A 16,258-nucleotide genomic window follows, 5' to 3' on the forward strand; every position below is an offset into this window, starting at 1 on the left:
AACCGGCTAAGCGCGGTCCAGGCGTGCCACGCCGATCTTCGAATCAGCCATGCCATAGAAGACGAACAGTTGCTCGCCGATCTTCTCTATTGCGGTGGGGAAAACGACGTTCGGGACGATGCCCGAGATCTCGTCTTCCGTTTCCGGCGCCAGCAGCGGCTTGTCGCTGCGGGCGATCACGATCGAAGGATCCTCGCTGTCCAGGATCATCGCGGCGGCTGTGTAGTTGACGTTCTGCTGGTGGTCGAAGGCAGACTTTTCCATCGACCCGGAGACGCCGTGGTAGATCAGGAGCCAGCCCTCGTCGACGCGGATCGGTGCAGGGCCGCCGCCGATCTTGAGTTCTTCGAAGGGGAACTCGCTCAGGGCCACGAGCTTGTGCTTGCGCATGTGAACGAGGTTGAGCATGTCCCTCTCGACGTCTGCAACGGCGACATAGGAGATCCAGATACCCGGGCGCGGGTCATCGAGGCCGGCCGGCAGGTGCTCGCCTTCGCCCTCGCGGATCCAGCCGAGGTCCCACATGGGGCGGTGCAGCAAGGCGTAGGAGGGGACGCCGTCGGGGTCGTTGATCGGTTCGGGGAAGAACACTGCGTCCTTGTTGGCGAACAAGTTCAAATCCATGGACAAGTCGGCCTGGTACTCGAAATGGCAAGGCCCCAGGCGGTCCCACGTGCGCAGGTCTTCGGAATGGGCGAAGGCCAGGCGGGGTCCCAGCGGTCCGTAGGCGACATAGGTCATCAGGTGGCGGCCGAGCGACGGTACCCAGGTGATGCGGGGATCTTCGGTTCCCGCGTTGTTCCGGCCCCGCTCCCACCCTTCGTCCGGTGCCAGGACAACGCCTTCGCGTTCTACGCCGGACGGGACGCCGTCGTCTCCGACGATCACCTTCGCGAGCCCGACACGGGAGACATTGCCCTTTGCCACGAGGCGCGGCAGAAGGTACAGCTCGCCGTCGGGTCCGCGGCCGCTGGCCGGGTTGAGGACGCCTTCGGCTTCGAACTCGTTCCCGTCCTCCGGGGTCATGATGACGCCGGCGCGGGTGAGGGTGAACGGGACAGGGGGGAGTGCTGAAGTTGAGGAAGTCATAGAGCTTAGCCCTTTACGCTTGATCCGATATTGGTGGAAATGAATTGGCGCTGGAAGAAAATGAACAGCGCGACGGCGGGGGCCGCGAGAACGCAGGCGCCGGCAAGGATCGCGCCGAACGGGTTTGATGCCGTGGCGGCGATGTTCGAGATGTAGTTCGCCAGGGAGACGGCGAGTGGCTGAATGGCTTGGTCCTTGGTGACGAGGAATGGCCACAAGAACTCATTCCATGGACCGATGAACGTCAGCAGGACAGCCGTGACAATGGCGGGCCGGACCAGGGGGATCGCTATCTGCCAAAGGATCCTCAGCTCGGTGGCTCCGTCGATGCGGGCGGCTTCGAACAAGGTGGAGGGCAGTTGCATGAAGTACTGGCGGAAGACGAACACTGCGGTGGAATTGATCGCGAACGGCAGGATCATGCCCAGGTAGGTGTCGGCGAGACCGTAGTCCCGCACAATCATGACGTACAGCGGGATGAGCAGGAGCTGGAACGGGATCATCTGCACCAGCAGCATCATCCCGAACACAACTCCCTTGCCGCGGAATTGCATCTGAGCGAGCGCATAGCCCACCAGGAGCCCGAACACCACGGTGAAGAATATGACGCCGCCGGTGAAAATACCCGAGTTGGCCAGGCCTTTCAGCAGGTCGATCGAGTTGTTGATGTTGCTGTAGTTCTCGCCGGTGATGTTTGCCGGACTAGGGAATGCTCCGCCCACGGAGGTGTCCGGATTGGTTTGGAGCGAGCCAATGAACATGTAGTAGAACGGGAAGAGGAAGACGAATGCTCCAATAGCCAGCAGCACGAAGCTTCCCACGCCCAGGTTCTTGCGCTTCGCCACGGAACCGCCCTTGCGGGAGGCCGCAGATCCGGGTGTCGTGGCTTCGGAAACCGCTTCTTCGGGCTCGCCGGCACGTGGCCGGCGGGCGTCGTCGTCGTCGTTCTTGAGAGTTGCCTTATCGGAAATCGACACGTCAGTCCTCCTTCCCGCCTACGAGGCGTTTCTGGATCAGGGTGATCAGCAACACGCCGATCACCAGTACCACTCCCAGCGCTGATGCCACATCGGGATTCCCCTGCAGGATTCCCTTCTGGTACATCAGGAACACCGGCGACGTCGAGGCGCCGTCCGGGCCGCCTCCGCCGGTCAGCAGATAGGGCTCGGTGAACAGGTTCGCTCCGGTGATGGTGGCGAGCAGGGTCACCAACACGCTGGCGGAGCGCACTCCCGGAACAGTGATGTTCCAGAACTGGACCCATTTGTTCCCCCCGTCCACCGAGGCGGACTCGTACAGCTCGTCCGGGATGTTCTGAAGTGCGGCCAAGTAAAGCAGGATGAAGAATCCCAACTGCTTCCATGTCACGTACAAAGCCACTGTTGGCATTGCCAGCCAGGAGTTCGTCAACCACGAGGGGTTCGGGGCCAGCGGCCCCAGAATGGAGTTGACCAGCCCGTTCTGCTGGAACAGGAACAGCCAGACCCCGACGACGGCGACGCTCGCCGTGACGTACGGGACGTAGTAGCTGACCCGGAAGAAAGTCCTGAGCCTGGTCACCCGGTTCAAGGCGTTGGCCAGGACCAAGGACAGCCCCACGGTCAGCGGCACGTTGATGATCAGGAAGACGCCGATATTGGCGAAGGAACGTTGTACTTCGGGATCGGACAGGACGCTGATGTAGTTGTCCAACCCCACGAAGGGCCGGTCAACCTGGACGCCCGGAGCGGTGAAGAAGAACTGGTGGAAAGAGATGTAGACGGCGTACCCCAGCGGATATGCCAGCACTCCGAGGATGAAGATGACGTAGGGGGCGCTGAACAGCAGTCCCAGTGGCTGGCGGCCCAGGAAGTTCTTGCGTTTCCTGGGCGCCTGCCGCTGGTCCACGGTCCGCCCGGCAGCGTCTCCCGTAGCGGGACCCCCGGCTGAGCGTAGTGACATCGGGATTCGCCTGCTACTTCTGGGCTGCCAGTTGGTTGATCTTCTCCGAAGCACCCTTGAAAGCGTCATCGATGCTCTGGTTTCCGAAGATCACGGACTTGCTCCATGCGTCCCGGAAGGTCTGCCAGATCTGGACCGAGTTGGTGACGTTGGGAACTTCCACGGTGCGTCCGGCCTGATCTGCGAACTGCTTGTAGGCCGGGTTCTGGCTGAAGTAGTCAGGGTAGGCGGTTGTCAGGTCCTTGCGCATGGGCATCTGTCCGGTTGCGGAGAGGAGCTTGCCGTCCTGATCCTTGCTGGTGGCGAACTTCATGACCTCCCATGCGGTGCCTTGGTTCTTGCACGAGGAGTACATCGCGATGTTCTTGGCATCGGAGAAGGTGGAGCCGTTGGTCTGCGGTTGCGTGCCAGGGACTGGCACGGTTCCCCAGTTCACCTTGCCCTTGTATGCGGCAACAGCCCACGGGCCCGCGAGGGCCATGCCGGCCTTGCCGTCTGCGAAGGAGTCACCCTTGTACGCTTCCTTGGAAGCCAGGTTCTCCTTGTAGAGGGTCTGGAACATCGTGGCGACCTGCTTGCCCTGATCGCTGTCAAAGGTGGCCTTGCCATCCTTGAGCAGCGTCGTGCCACCAGAATTGGCGGCGTAGAACGGGTAGAAGTCGAACCAAGGCTGGTAGAAGTCGCTCGACGGCGAAGGCCACACGGCGTTGGCAACGGCGCCGGACTTCACGAGCGTGCGGGAGGTGTCCAGGAATTCAGACTCCGTACCCAGCTTGGGCTTTTCCGGGTCCAGGCCGGCTTTCGCGAAGACGTCCTTGTTGTAGAAGAGGACCACCGGGTTGGACTTCCACGGCAGCTGGTACATCTTGCCGTCGGATGACTTGTACTGGTTGGCGAGGTCGCCGGTGCGGTCCTTGATGTACTGGGCGCCGTCCGGGAAGGAATCCAGCGGGACCAGGCCGCCCTGCTTCTGGAACTGCGGAACGGCTACCGGAGCGGTGTTGAAGACCAGGCAAGGAGCGTTGCCGGCGGTGATTGCTGCCCCGATGACTTCTTCGGAGCTTTTGCCTGCCGGGATTTCCTGCGCATCGACCTGCTGGTCAGGATGGGCGGCATTCCATTCCGCCACCATGGCCTTGCCCCACTTCACCTCGAACTCATTGTTGGAGTACCAGATCTTGATGGGGCCTTTGGCTGTGGTGGCAGCGTTCGATCCGGGGCCGGGGCTGCTTGAGGCGCCTCCGCCGCATGCGGCCAGGCCGGCTCCGATAACCGCGATAGCCGTGAGGGAGAGAATCCTCGAACTAATTTTTCCGTGCTTCATTGCAACTCCTTTTCGGGGTAAAACTTTGACGTGCGGCGGCGAATTTGCCTTCAGAGGGAATGGCAAATAACCCCACCCAATTGCGGGTAATCGATCTTCGTGGGGTCTAGTTGTTCGGCAGGCTGGGGACGGGCCCGGTGGATGCCCGGACTACCAGCTTGGGAGAGGGCAGATAGACGTCCTCCGCATGGGCTCCGCCGAGGAGGCTCAGCAGCTGCTGGGCGGCAACACGCCCCCAGAGCAGCGGATCGGCGGGGACAGTGGTCAACGGAGGGTTGAGATAAGTGGCGAGCTCTGTGTCGTCGTAACCCGTGATGGACAGGTCATCGGGAACAGTCAGTCCGAGGGACTGGGCGTAGGACTGGCCGGCAGTGGCCATCAGGTCGTTCGCGTAGATGATCGCAGTGGGCCGTTGGGCCGAGCGGAGCAGTTCGGCAGTTGCCGCCAATCCTCCGGCGGCGGTAAAGTCCGCCTCAATGAAGGCGCCGGCCTCGAGCCCGGCTTTTGACATGGCGTTTTGCCAAGCCAGCCGCCGGCTTCGGCCGTGGATGTAACTCTGGGGCCCGCCCACGTGCCCGATTTTGGTGTGTCCGAGGGAAACCAGATGCTCGACCGCGGCCGCAATGCCTGCGGTATCGTCCATGCAGACAGCAGGGAACGGCGAGGACGTTTCGGGCCGATTAAGGGTGACGGCCGGAATCCTGAGGCTCTTCAACAAAGCGATCCGGGAGTCGTCAACCCTCATGTCCGTAAGGATGACGCCGTCCACCCGGCTATCGGCGGCCAGCTTCCGGTAGCCGAGTTCCTCGGCGTCGGCGCTGGCGGCAACGGTAAGCACGAGCGCGTATTCGTGCTCAACCAAGGTGGTCTCGATCCCGGCGATGAACGCGGGGAAGAAGGGGTCCGTTCCCAAAAGCCTGGGGTCCCTTGCGATGACGAGCCCGACGGCGAAGGCCTTGGCTGAAGACAGGCTCTTGGCGCGAAGATTGGGCTTCCACCCCAGTTCCCGGGCTACCCTGAGAATGCGCTCGCGGGTGTCATCACTGACGCCCGGCTGACCATTCAACGCGTACGAGACGGCACCCTTGCTCACGCCGGCTGCCTGCGCAACGTCGTTGATGGTCACTGTCATGTTTGCCTCATTGCCACTTGGTGATCGGGATCACTGAACCGGTTTTGTTATGTCTACTGAACCGGTTCAGAAAGCGATTGTCAAGGGCAATCAAGAAATTTAAGTTATTGGCCGCTCGATTGTTGAAGGCGAATGACGCTGGCGACCGCCCCGTCGTCGGGGGCGGCCGCCAGTGTCAAAAACTGCGGGTGTCAAAGCTGCGGGCTTTAGTGCTCGGTGGCCGCCACAGCCGCCTTCTTGGCGTCTTTCTCGGCGCGCAAGGCCTCCGACTGCTGCTGTTCCTCGGCCTTTTCCTGGTGGATGACCTCCGCGAGGAGCTTCTCCATCTCCTTGGCAACGCCTGCGGCGGAGGCAGGGTTCTGCCCGGTCACCAATCGGTCGTCGACCACAACCTTCTCTGCGAAGACATCGGCGAAGACGTGGGTCGCGCCTTGTTCCTTGAGCCTGTCTGCCAGGAAGAACGGGATGACCTTGTCCATGCCTGCGGCAACTTCTTCTTCGTTGGTGAACGCCGCCACCTCCCGGCCCCCGATGAGCTTGAACCCGTCGGCCAGGTCCACGTTAAGCAAACCCGCGGGTCCGTGGCAGACCGCGCCCACTACACCTCCGGCGTCGTAGACGCTGGCAACTAGTTTCTGCAGGCCTTCGCTGTCCGGGAAGTCCCACATGGTGCCGTGGCCTCCCACGAGGAAGACTGCGTCGTACTGGGCCGGGTCGACAACGTCCACGCGGGCGGTGTTGTAGAGGCCCGCGCGGGTGGTCTCGTCTTCGGTGAAGGCCACCTGGATGGGGTCTTGCGAGTCCACCTCATCGCGCGGGGGTTGGCCACCCTGGATGGATGCGAAGTCGACGAAGTGCCCGGAATCCTTGAAAACCTTCCAAGGATGTGCGGCCTCGGCCACGTTGTAGCCGGTCTTCTTTCCTGTGTCGCCGAGCTCGGAAACGCTGGTCAGTACCATGAGGATTTTCTTCATGAAGTGCTCCTATCGTCCCAACCCACCCTACGCCTAGCCCGAATTCAGGCCCGCCCCGCCCAAGTAGCTCGCAGTTGTTGTCGTTATGAGGCCCGTAAACGACAACAACTGTCAGCTAGTGGGGAGTGTGGCAGAGACTCAGCAGCCCTCGAAATCCGTGAGCACCTTGACCTTGTCGGCCGACGCCGAGGACGGGTCGAAGGCGTAGCCGAGCCATTCCCGTGCCAGCCTGCTGGCCAGTTCCACCCCGACTACGCGCTGGCCCATGGTGAGGACCTGGCAATCGTTGGACAGGATGGATCGCTCCACGGAGAAGGAATCGTGGGCCGTGGTGGCGCGGATGCCGTCCACCTTGTTCGCTGCGATGGCCACGCCGATTCCCGTGCCGCAGAACAGGATTGCCCGGTCAGCCTGGCCATCCCGGATGAGTTCACCCGCCTTGATGCCGACGTACGGGTAAGGCCTGGTGAAATCATCCAAAGCGTCGCCGCGGTTGACGCCGATGTCGATGATTTCGCTGATCCGGGGATCGTCCCGCAGGTCCGCCATGATGCGGTCTTTGTAGTCGACGCCTGCTTCATCGGCGCCCAGGATGAGTCGGAAACCCATGGTCTGTCCTTTCGTGGTCATGCGATGGCTCCGGCGTGCTTGCCGGCAGTAGCGGACGCCGCCGCGCCGCTTGAGGCACTCACAAGGTGCGGTCCCATGACTGTGAAGATCATTGCCAGCGAAGTGGCTCCGGGGTCGGCTGTGCCCAAGCTTTTTTCAGCGAGCGGCCGGGCCCGTCCTTTAAGCGGACGGAGCGAGGCCGTGGCTTGCGCAGCCGAGGTGGCCGCCCCGGCAGCTTCGGCCCAGGCAACATCCGGAAGGACGCCCTCGGAGACGCGCTTGCTGAAGGTTTCGGCGAAGGGGAGCAGGGCATCCACCATGGTTTTGTCGCCGATCTCGGCCTTGCCGAGTTCGGTGATCCTCGCGGCGAACGCTGTCACGGCACCGGCAAGCTCCGAAGGTCCTGGCGTTTGCTCATTGCCAAGGGATTCGCCGAATGCCCGGAGGCCAGCGCCCCACAGGACGCCGGACGTTCCGCCGGCTTTGTCCGCCCAGGCGTCTCCGGCGGCACCCAACATATCGCCGGCTCCGGCGCCGTTGCCGAGGGCCTTCGCGGCGGCCGCAGTGGCTGCATCGATGCCGCGGACCATCCCGCGGCCGTGGTCGCCGTCGCCCGCTACCGCGTCCATGTCGCCAAGGTGCGATTCGGCGTCGTGCAGTGCGTTCCGGGCAGCCTCGAGCGCGTCCGCGCAGCTCGCGGCATAGTTGCGCGAGTCCGGGCTGGCCGCAAATTCCATGGCGACAGGGCCGCCGTCGAACGCTTCCTCCGCAAACTGGCCCCCCGTCAACAGCGCCGCGTTGCCGCGCCGGTACGCTGGCGTTTCAGCGGGGGCCGTCCAAAGCGGTTCGAGTTCCTCGTCCAGCCACGTGATGGTGAGGGAGACGCCGGACATGTCCAGGCTCGTGACCAGTTCGCCGACCTCCGGCATGACCAGGGTGTAACCGGCTGCCCGCAGCAACGGAGCCACGGTCAGCCATAGGACGAAGAGTTCTTCGTGCTTGGTTGAACCGAGTCCGTTGAGGATCACGGCGATACGGTTGCCTGCCCCGTGCGGGGTTTCCGCCAGCAGCCGCGCGACGAGTTCCTGGCCGAGTTCCTTGGCTGGCGGAAGATCGGTGTCGAACAAACCGGGCTCGCCGTGGATGCCCAGGCCAAGTCCCATCTGCTTGTCCTTGAGCGTGAACAGCGGCGCTTCGGCGCCGGGGAAGGTGCAGCCGTGGAAGGCGCTGCCGATGGTGCGGGTCAGGCTGTTGGCCTTCCTGCCCAAGCGCACGACGTCGCTAAGCCCGGCTCCCGCTTCGGCGGCGGCGCCCATGATCTTGAAGACCGTGAAGTCGCCCGCGATGCCGCGGCGTTTGGCCGATTCCGACGGCGGCGCGCTCGCAATGTCGTCTGTCACCAGCACGTTTTCCACGGCGATGCCTTCCGCAGCCAGGCGCTCGCTGGCCATGCCGAAGTTCAGGACGTCTCCGGCGTAGTTGCCGTAGGTGAACACCACGCCGGCGCCGGAATCGGCGGCCTTGGCGACGGAGTAGGCCTGTTGCGCGGACGGGGAGGTGAAGATGTTGCCCACGACGGCGCCGTCGGCGAGTCCCGCGCCGATGAGTCCGGCGAATGCCGGGTAATGCCCGGATCCGCCGCCGGCCAGGACCGCGACCTTGGGCTGCTCGGGACGGTGGCGGCGCACTGCGCCGCCGGGAACCTGGCGCACCAGGCCGGAGTGGAGGTCGCAAAAGCCGGCGAGGGCTTCGTCTGCGAAATCGGCGGGATCGTTGAAGATTTTGGTCATCGTGGGCTCTTTCGGCTACGGATGCGGGGCCTGCTAGTGGATGTGGCTTCCACCGTTGATGTCGATGGTCGTGCCTGTGAGGTAGGCGGATTCCTCGGAAGACAGGAACGTGATGACGGCGGCGATTTCCTCGGTGGTGGCGTTGCGGCCCAGGGGGATGCCGGCGTTGATGGCGGCTTCCTGCTCGTCGGTGCTGCCGACGCGGATGTTGGTGTCCACGGCGCCCGGAGTAATGGCGTTCACGGTGACGCCGGTTGCACCAATTTCGCGGGCCAAAGCCTTGGTGAAGCCGAGGATGGCTGCCTTCGCGGCGGAGTAGGGGACCTTGCCGAAGACGCCGCCGCCGCGCTGGGCGGAGACGGAGGACATGTTCACGATGCGGCCCCAGCCGCTGGCGATCATGTCCGGCAGGAAAGCCTTGGTCACGAGGTAGGTGCCGGTGGCGTTCACGTCCATGATCTTGTGCCACAGTTCCAATGTGGTCTCGAGGAACGGTACGGGAGAGGTGATGCCCGCGATGTTCGCGAGGGCGCCGACGGCAGGGAGGTTGCCTGAGCTGATCTCGGTGGCGACTGCCTTGTATGCCGCGTTGACGGAAGCCTCGTTGGCGACATCGATCTCGTAACCGAACGCAGGGACGTTGAACTGGTTGCCGATTTCCGCTGCGACCTTGGCGGACTTCTCGCCGTCGAGGTCCAGGATCACCACGGCCCAGCCGTTGCTGGCGTAGCGGCGCGCGGTGGTGATGCCGATGCCCCGGTCCGAGGTTGCCCCGGTGAGGACAGCGGTTCGCTGGATGGTGGTGGTCATGATGCTCCTTGGATTGTTCGTTGGTGATAACTAGATGAGGTCTGTGATGAAGCTGGCGGCTTTGGCGGCCGCCGCCGGGCGTTCGTCGTGGGTGACGTCGCGGGTTTCGAGCTCGAGCGAGAAATGGCCGCTGTAGCCGATGGCTGCCAGCGAGCTGAGTCCGGCGGCGAAGTCAGCCTGGCCGTTTCCGATGCTGAGGTTGATGTTGCCCGGAACCGCGTCCCTGAGGTGGACGTGGGCGATCCGGCCCCGATGGCGTTCGATGTACTCGAGCGGGTCTTCGCCCGCTGCGACGATGTGGCTGAAGTCCATGACAATCCCGACGCCGGAGCCCGCCAGGCGCGCCGCAAGCTGTTCGGCGCGCTCCAGGTTCCAGCAGAACCGGAGGAAGTGCAGGGATTCGGTCCAGAGTTCGACGCCGAACTCCGCCGCGCGCTGTCCGGCGCCGATGAGCTGGGCCGCGATGGTGTCCAGGTCCTCGTCGAGGCTGCGGACCGGATCGTGCGATAACGCTCCGCAAGGGAGGACCAGGGCTTTCGCACCGGCGTTTGCGGTGAGGGTGAGGAGCGCATCGAGATGCTTTTGGCGGGCGGCGCGCTGGCCGGCGTCGAGCACCGCGTTGAGGTCGCCTATATCGCCGTTGACCGAGCGGACCCGCAACCCCGAGGCGGCGACCTCCGCAGTCACGGCGGCGACGGCGTCGGAATCAAGGTCATAGGGAACGTGATCGCAGACGCCCGGCAGTGCGCCGAGGTCGATTTCCTCAAAGCCCAGGCCATTGATGGTGCGCAATGCCGTGGGTAGATCCTGGTGCCGGAAGCTGATGGACGAGCAACCGAGTCGGGAGTTGAACATCTTCGTTTCCTCCAGTCGAGCCCGAAGGCCGTAGTGATGGGAACCACGGTATCTAAGTTAACTGTCAACAGTCAACCCTTGAAGTTGACTGTTGACATAGGTAGATGATGCCGGTCACACTGGCATATCATGTGTTAACAGTCGACAGTGCTGGAGCATCTAGCCTCAGTCGCTCTTCGAAAGGGATTCACCAATGAGCAAAGAAGCTCTGACCATGGGCGGTCCGGTCCACGGCACCAAAGACGCAAGGCGCGTCGCCATCGGCTCCGGCGTCGGCGCGGTCATCGAAACCTATGACTTCATCGGCTTCGGCACCGCGGCTGCCCTGTACTTCGGAACGGCGTTCTTCCCGGGAAGTGATCCGGTGACCGGCACCCTCGCCGCTTTCGCGACCCTCGGCGTCGGCTTCGCTGCCCGTCCCATCGGCGGCATCATCGGCGGCCACCTGGGCGACAAACTGGGACGTAAGCCCGTCCTCGTGGCCTCGTTGATCCTGATGGGCGTGGCCACGTTCCTGATCGGCCTTCTTCCCACCTACAGCCAGGTGGGTCTCTTGGCGCCGGCGCTGCTCGTGTTCGTCCGCATCGTCCAAGGCCTGGCCTTCGGAGCCGAGTGGGGCGGCGCCATCCTGATGAGCTACGAGCACGCTCCCTGGAAGAAGAAGGGAAAGTACACGGGCATCGTCCAGGCCGGATTCCCCGTGGGACTCCTGCTGGCCAACCTGACGTTCCTCGTCAGCGTCCAGCTTGGCGGCGAACTCGCCTGGCGCATTCCGTTCCTCGCCAGCATCGTGTTGGTTGTCGTGGGCTTGATCATCCGTTCCAAGGTCCCGGAATCGCCGGTCTTCGACGAGGTCAAGGAGAACGGGGCAATCGTGAAGTCGCCCATCCTGGAGGTCCTGAAGACTGACTGGCGCAACATCGTCAAGGGAATCGGCCTCCGCATTGCCGAGACCGCAGGCTACGCCGTCTCCATCACCTACATGATTTCCTACCTGAACGGCCAGCACCTGGCAGACAAGACCCAGACCCTGGTGGCCCTCTGCATCGCTTCGGCCATCGGCATCTTCGCAACCCAGGCCTGGGCGCGGCTGACGGACAGGATCGGACGGCGTCCCGTCTACATCTGGTCCTGCGCCTTTGCGGTCCTCTTTGCCATCCCGATGTTCCTGCTGGTCAACACCGGTTTGTTCATCTTCATCATTGCCACGATCGCCGTCTCCTACGGCGTATGCCAGAACTCCCTCGCCGGTGCCCAGGGCGCCTGGTTCCCCGAGCTGTTCCACGCGAAAACCCGGGCCTCGGGCGCTTCGTTGGCTTATCAGATCTCGGCCATGGTGTCCGGCTTTACGCCCTTCATCACCACGCTGCTCTTCGTCGCCATGGGCTGGATGGGCCCGGCATTGCTCTTCGGCCTGTACGCCGCAATCGGTCTCTGGGCAGCTTTGGCCACCCGCGAAACCTGGGGCAAGCGGGAGCGCCAATTGGCCGATGAGGCCACCAAAAGCACTCCCCAGTCGGTGAATGCCTGATGACGGTGGCACAGGACCAACGCACACCTAGGCGAATCGGAGAGACTACGATGGAGCGCATCGAACGGGTGGGTGCCGCCGCCAACCGGATCCGGCACCACGCCCTCAACATGGGCGAAGTCCAGGGCCAGGGCTATGTCGGCCAGGCACTCGGAGCGGCCGACATGCTAGCCGCGGTCTATGCGGACCAGCTCCGCTACCGCGCCAATGATCCCGGGTGGGAGGGCAGGGACCGGTTCCTGCTCTCCACTGGCCATTACGCAATCGGCCACTACGCGGCACTGGCCGAGGCCGGGATCATTCCCGTGGAGGAACTCGAAAGCTACGGCTCGGACGATTCCCGCCTCCCAATGTCCGGGATGTCGACGTACACGCCGGGCATGGAAATCTCCGGGGGGTCGCTTGGCCACGGGCTCTCCATCGCCGTCGGAATTGCCCTTGGCCTGCGGTATCAGGGCTCCAGCGCGAGGGTGTACAACTTCCTCTCCGACGGAGAACTGGACGAAGGGTCCACCTGGGAAGCCGCCATGGGCGCGCACCACCATCAGTTGGGGAACCTGACCGCCATGGTGGATATCAACGCACTGCAGGCGGACGGAAAGACAGACACGGTCCTCCGCACGGAGCCTGTCACCGAAAAGTGGGAAGCCTTCGGCTGGTACACGCAGCGGGTGGACGGGAACGACGTGGGTGCGTTGCTGGCGGCGTTCGACAACGCAGCCGCCCAGGCGGCCGCCGTCGGGCGCCCTTCCGTGATCCTGTGCGACACGAAGGTGGGGCGCGGCGTGCCGTTGCTCGAGGAACGCGAAAAGGCGCACTTCATGCGCATCGAAGAACACGAATGGCAGCTCTGCCGCACGCAGCTGACCGCAGGATCCAACGGGAAGGCCGGCCGATGAGCACCGTCACAGCACCCAAGCTGAAAACGTCCGCCATGATCGCGTCCTTCGCGGACCCGGGCCAAAAGACTTCTTCCGCGCCTTTCGGCCACGCGTTGGTGAAGGCCGCCGAAGCTGACCCGCGAATCGTCGGACTCACCGCCGACCTGGGCAAATACACGGACATGCATATCTTCGCGCAGGCCTTCCCGGAGCGGTTCTTCCAGATGGGCATGGCTGAGCAGCTGCTCTTCGGTGCTGCGGCAGGGTTCGCCGAGACCGGCTTGGTGCCGTTCGCCTCGACCTATTCCGTGTTTGCCGCGCGCCGGGCTTACGATTTCCTGTGCCTCGACATCGCCGAGCCGAACCTCAACGTGAACATCGTGGGCGGACTCCCGGGCCTGACAACGGGCTACGGCCCCAGCCACCAGGCCACGGAGGACATGGCGATCTTCCGCGGCATGCCCAATCTGACCATCGTCGATCCATGCGACTCCGTGGACATCGAACAAGCGGTGCCGCAACTGGCCGCCAGCGACGGCCCGACGTACCTGCGCCTCTTGCGGGGCAACGTCCCCACCGTGCTGGACGAGTACGACTACACGTTCGAACTGGGCAAGGCGAAGGTGCTTCGGGCTGGCAACGACGTCGTGTTCGTCTCCAGCGGATTGATGACCATGCGCGCGCTGCAGGCAGCGGAGGCGCTCGCCGCGCACAAGGTGGATGTCGCCGTGGTGCACGCCCCCACCATCAAACCGTTCGACGCCGCCACCGTCCTGGCGGAACTGAACACCGACCGCCTGGCCATCACGCTGGAGAACCACAGCGTGGTGGGCGGCTTGTTCGAAACCGTGGCCTCGGCCGTGGTCACGGCCGGGCTGGGCAAGCGGGTGGTTCCCGTGGCACTTCCGGACGAGTTTCTCGACGCAGGTGCGCTGCCCACCCTGCATGAGCGCTACGGATTGTCGGTGCAGCGGATCGTCGCGAAGGTCCTCGCTGAACTGGGCTGAGCCTGGCAAATTCGTTGGCAGGAGCGCGGAGCAGGCGGGGGCCGGTTCCGCGCTCCTGCCGTAAGATCAACAGTTAACACACCGACTGTAAACAGTCGACCACTGACATTGAGGACGGACATGATGGCCGGAGCAACAGCACCTCTTCTGGGACTGGAAAAGAAGAGCCTCCGCGAGCAGGCGCTTTCTGCTCTGCGCACCGCCATCACGAGCGGCGAGCTGGAGCCCGGCCGGCACCTCGTGGAAACCGAGCTGTCTGACATGCTCCAGATCAGCCGCGGGACGCTCAGGGAGGCCTTGCGGCAACTCGAGCAGGAGGGCCTGCTGTCCGCTGGTCCGCGCGGCCGGCTCTCCGTCCGCCACCTCGATGCCAAGGAAATCCGCGATATCTACTCCGTGCGGGCAGCCCTGGAGTCCCTCGCCGCGCGCACGCTCTGCGAGTTGCCGGACCGCCAACAGGTGATCGCTTCGCTGCGCTCCGCCATCGACGCCATGGCCGCTGCGGCCAAAGGAAGCCTCGAGGAACAGATCGAGTCCGATCTGGAATTCCACCGTACGATGTGCCGTCTCACGGGCAACGAGACCCTGCTCCATTCCTGGGAGTCCCTGGAGGGATCCATCCGGATGTCCATCATGTTCGCCGGACTGGAAAAGGGCGTCAAGAACATGAGCGTCGAGCGGCACCACGACATCGTGGCGGCCATCGAGACCGGTGATGCATCGCTGGCGCGCAAGACCATCCTCGAGCACATGGACAGCGCTGCCGCGGTGCTGGTGGCCTAAGCGCCCGACGGCGGCGCTCAACTTTCGCCGTAACGGCGCTAAAGATGGGGGTCACTGCCAGTACCCCTCAAGACAGAGTCTCCCTTGTTTTCGGCAAGGGCTGTTTCCTTGAACCATGACTCGTCCCGAAACCACGTTGCCGGCTCCGGTTCCTCCCTCGGCCATGAGCGATGGACCCCGGGCACGGCTCACGCTCGTCATTGCCTCGCTGGGGTTCTTCCTGATCACCCTCGACATCCTGATCGTCAATGTCGCGCTCACCAGCATCGGCAAGGAACTCGGGGGCGGAACGGCAGGCCTGCAATGGGTGATCGACGGCTACACGCTGATGTTCGCCGCGTTGTTGCTGTTCGCGGGGAACCTATCGGATCGGATCGGCGCGAAAAGGGCGCTGGGATGGGGCATTGCGTTGTTCCTGGTGGCGTCCGTCGGGTGCGCACTCGCGCCGACGTCGGGAATTCTCATTGCTGCCCGCTTCCTCCAAGGAGGTGCGGCATCGATCATGCTGCCGGCGTCGATGGCGCTGATTCGGCAAGCCTTTCCCGATCCCCGCCGACGAGCACATGCCCTCGGGATCTGGGCGGTCGGCGGGGCCGTGGCCGGAGCAGTGGGACCCCTAGTGGGCGGCCTCCTCACCACGCTGGACTGGCGGCTCGTGTTCGGCATCAACCTTCCCGTGTGCGTCGCGATGCTGGTGCTCCTGGCTTCCGTTGCGACGTCCCCGCGACAGCCAACTCCGTTCGACTGGGCCGGCCAGGCCGCGGCAATCGTTGCCCTGACGGCGTTGATGTACGGTCTCATCACGGGAGGGACCGCGGGCTTCGGCACGGTGCCCGTCATCGGCAGCCTGGTCCTCGCGGCAATCAGCCTCGCTGCTTTCCTTGTAATCCAGGCGCGCGGCCGGCACCCGATGATGCCGCTTGAGTTGTTTCGCTCCACCGGCATGAGAATCTCGCTCTCGGTCGGTTTCGCGTTCATGGTGGGCCACTTCGGTACCGTCTTTGTCGTCAGTCTCTTCCTCCAACAGCACGTCGGACTCACACCGCTTCAGGCCGGTTTCACGTTCCTTCCTTCCGCGGCGTTCAGCATCGTCGGCAACATCGTCAGCGGTACCCTCTCGAACCGGTTCGGGACGCGGGTACCGGTGGTCGTCGGATTGACGTCCATGGTGGTGGGACTCACCGCGATGCTTCTCGCGGCGCCGCTGGGATCTCCACTACTCGTCGGTACCTTCCTGGTTTTCACGGGTTCGGGTGGATCGATCGCGATGCCGCAGGTCACCGCCGTCGTACTCGCGAGCGTCCCGAGCGAAAAGGCAGGCACGGCGAGCGCGGTCTTCAACACGTTCCGCCAGGTGGGCGGCGCGGTGGCCATCGCGGTCTTTGGCGCCCTCATTGCCGAGCGCACCAACTTCGTCCACGGGATGCAGACCAGCTTCATCATCGCGGCGTCGCTTCTCCTCCTCACCGCGCTCGCCAGCCTTTTCATCCACTCACCGGGCGTTGCCAAGGAGAGCCAGCCGTCCCGCTAGC

The 16,258-nt window shown here is 63.8% G+C and carries 15 protein-coding genes; 5 read left to right on the plus strand and 10 right to left on the minus strand.

From position 1 onward, the window contains the following. Positions 1-6: 6 nt before the first annotated feature. The 10 genes from AB0323_RS16180 to AB0323_RS16225 all read right to left on the minus strand — a co-directional run bounded on the left by AB0323_RS16180 (position 7) and on the right by AB0323_RS16225 (position 10,524). Positions 7-1,089, minus strand: coding sequence for a glycosidase (locus tag AB0323_RS16180; protein WP_366178226.1), 1,083 nt, complete (start codon positions 1,087-1,089; stop codon positions 7-9). 5 nt (positions 1,090-1,094) lie between these two features. Continuing rightward, entirely contained in the window at positions 1,095-2,066 is a 972-nt protein-coding gene (locus AB0323_RS16185) for a carbohydrate ABC transporter permease (RefSeq protein ID WP_366178227.1), read from the minus strand. A 1-nt stretch (position 2,067) separates the two neighbouring features. Then, the gene (locus AB0323_RS16190; protein WP_366178228.1) at positions 2,068-3,030 is read right to left on the minus strand and encodes a sugar ABC transporter permease; all 963 of its coding nucleotides are present in this window, start codon (positions 3,028-3,030) and stop codon (positions 2,068-2,070) included. Positions 3,031-3,043: 13 nt separating this feature from the next. Then, complete coding sequence (locus AB0323_RS16195) at positions 3,044-4,354, minus strand: extracellular solute-binding protein (RefSeq protein ID WP_366178229.1); 1,311 nt, start codon at positions 4,352-4,354, stop codon at positions 3,044-3,046. Positions 4,355-4,460: 106 nt separating this feature from the next. Then, the gene (locus tag AB0323_RS16200; RefSeq protein WP_366178230.1) at positions 4,461-5,486 is read right to left on the minus strand and encodes a LacI family DNA-binding transcriptional regulator; all 1,026 of its coding nucleotides are present in this window, start codon (positions 5,484-5,486) and stop codon (positions 4,461-4,463) included. A gap of 206 nt (positions 5,487-5,692) precedes the next feature. Further along, the gene (locus AB0323_RS16205; RefSeq protein WP_366178231.1) at positions 5,693-6,460 is read right to left on the minus strand and encodes a type 1 glutamine amidotransferase domain-containing protein; all 768 of its coding nucleotides are present in this window, start codon (positions 6,458-6,460) and stop codon (positions 5,693-5,695) included. Positions 6,461-6,598: 138 nt separating this feature from the next. After that, positions 6,599-7,090, minus strand: a complete 492-nt coding sequence (locus AB0323_RS16210) for an RpiB/LacA/LacB family sugar-phosphate isomerase (protein ID WP_366178232.1) — start codon at positions 7,088-7,090, stop codon at positions 6,599-6,601. After that, complete coding sequence (locus AB0323_RS16215) at positions 7,087-8,859, minus strand: dihydroxyacetone kinase family protein (RefSeq protein WP_366178233.1); 1,773 nt, start codon at positions 8,857-8,859, stop codon at positions 7,087-7,089. Before AB0323_RS16215 ends, AB0323_RS16210 begins: the two co-directional genes overlap by 4 nt. Before the next feature lie 33 nt (positions 8,860-8,892). Then, entirely contained in the window at positions 8,893-9,669 is a 777-nt protein-coding gene (locus tag AB0323_RS16220) for an SDR family NAD(P)-dependent oxidoreductase (RefSeq protein ID WP_366178234.1), read from the minus strand. 30 nt (positions 9,670-9,699) lie between these two features. Continuing rightward, positions 9,700-10,524, minus strand: a complete 825-nt coding sequence (locus AB0323_RS16225) for a sugar phosphate isomerase/epimerase (RefSeq protein ID WP_366178235.1) — start codon at positions 10,522-10,524, stop codon at positions 9,700-9,702. Positions 10,525-10,717: 193 nt separating this feature from the next. Between AB0323_RS16225 and AB0323_RS16230 the strand changes: the two genes are divergently transcribed. The 5 genes from AB0323_RS16230 (at position 10,718) to AB0323_RS16250 (ending at position 16,257) form a co-directional block, all read left to right on the plus strand. Beyond that, positions 10,718-12,055 carry an MFS transporter gene (locus AB0323_RS16230; protein WP_366178236.1) on the plus strand — a complete coding sequence of 446 codons (1,338 nt, stop codon included), beginning with the start codon at positions 10,718-10,720 and terminating at the stop codon, positions 12,053-12,055. A 50-nt stretch (positions 12,056-12,105) separates the two neighbouring features. Continuing rightward, positions 12,106-12,954, plus strand: coding sequence for a transketolase (locus AB0323_RS16235; protein ID WP_366178237.1), 849 nt, complete (start codon positions 12,106-12,108; stop codon positions 12,952-12,954). Beyond that, positions 12,951-13,943: a transketolase C-terminal domain-containing protein gene (locus AB0323_RS16240; protein WP_366178238.1), complete on the plus strand. Its 993-nt coding sequence runs from the start codon at positions 12,951-12,953 to the stop codon at positions 13,941-13,943. The genes AB0323_RS16235 and AB0323_RS16240 overlap by 4 nt, the downstream gene beginning before the upstream one ends. 123 nt (positions 13,944-14,066) lie before the next feature. Continuing rightward, entirely contained in the window at positions 14,067-14,726 is a 660-nt protein-coding gene (locus AB0323_RS16245; protein ID WP_366178274.1) for a GntR family transcriptional regulator, read from the plus strand. A 115-nt stretch (positions 14,727-14,841) separates the two neighbouring features. Further along, positions 14,842-16,257 carry an MFS transporter gene (locus tag AB0323_RS16250; RefSeq protein WP_366178239.1) on the plus strand — a complete coding sequence of 472 codons (1,416 nt, stop codon included), beginning with the start codon at positions 14,842-14,844 and terminating at the stop codon, positions 16,255-16,257. Position 16,258 lies beyond the last annotated feature (1 nt).

This window comes from Arthrobacter sp. NPDC080031, from assembly GCF_040702485.1.
Lineage (GTDB): Bacteria > Actinomycetota > Actinomycetes > Actinomycetales > Micrococcaceae > Arthrobacter.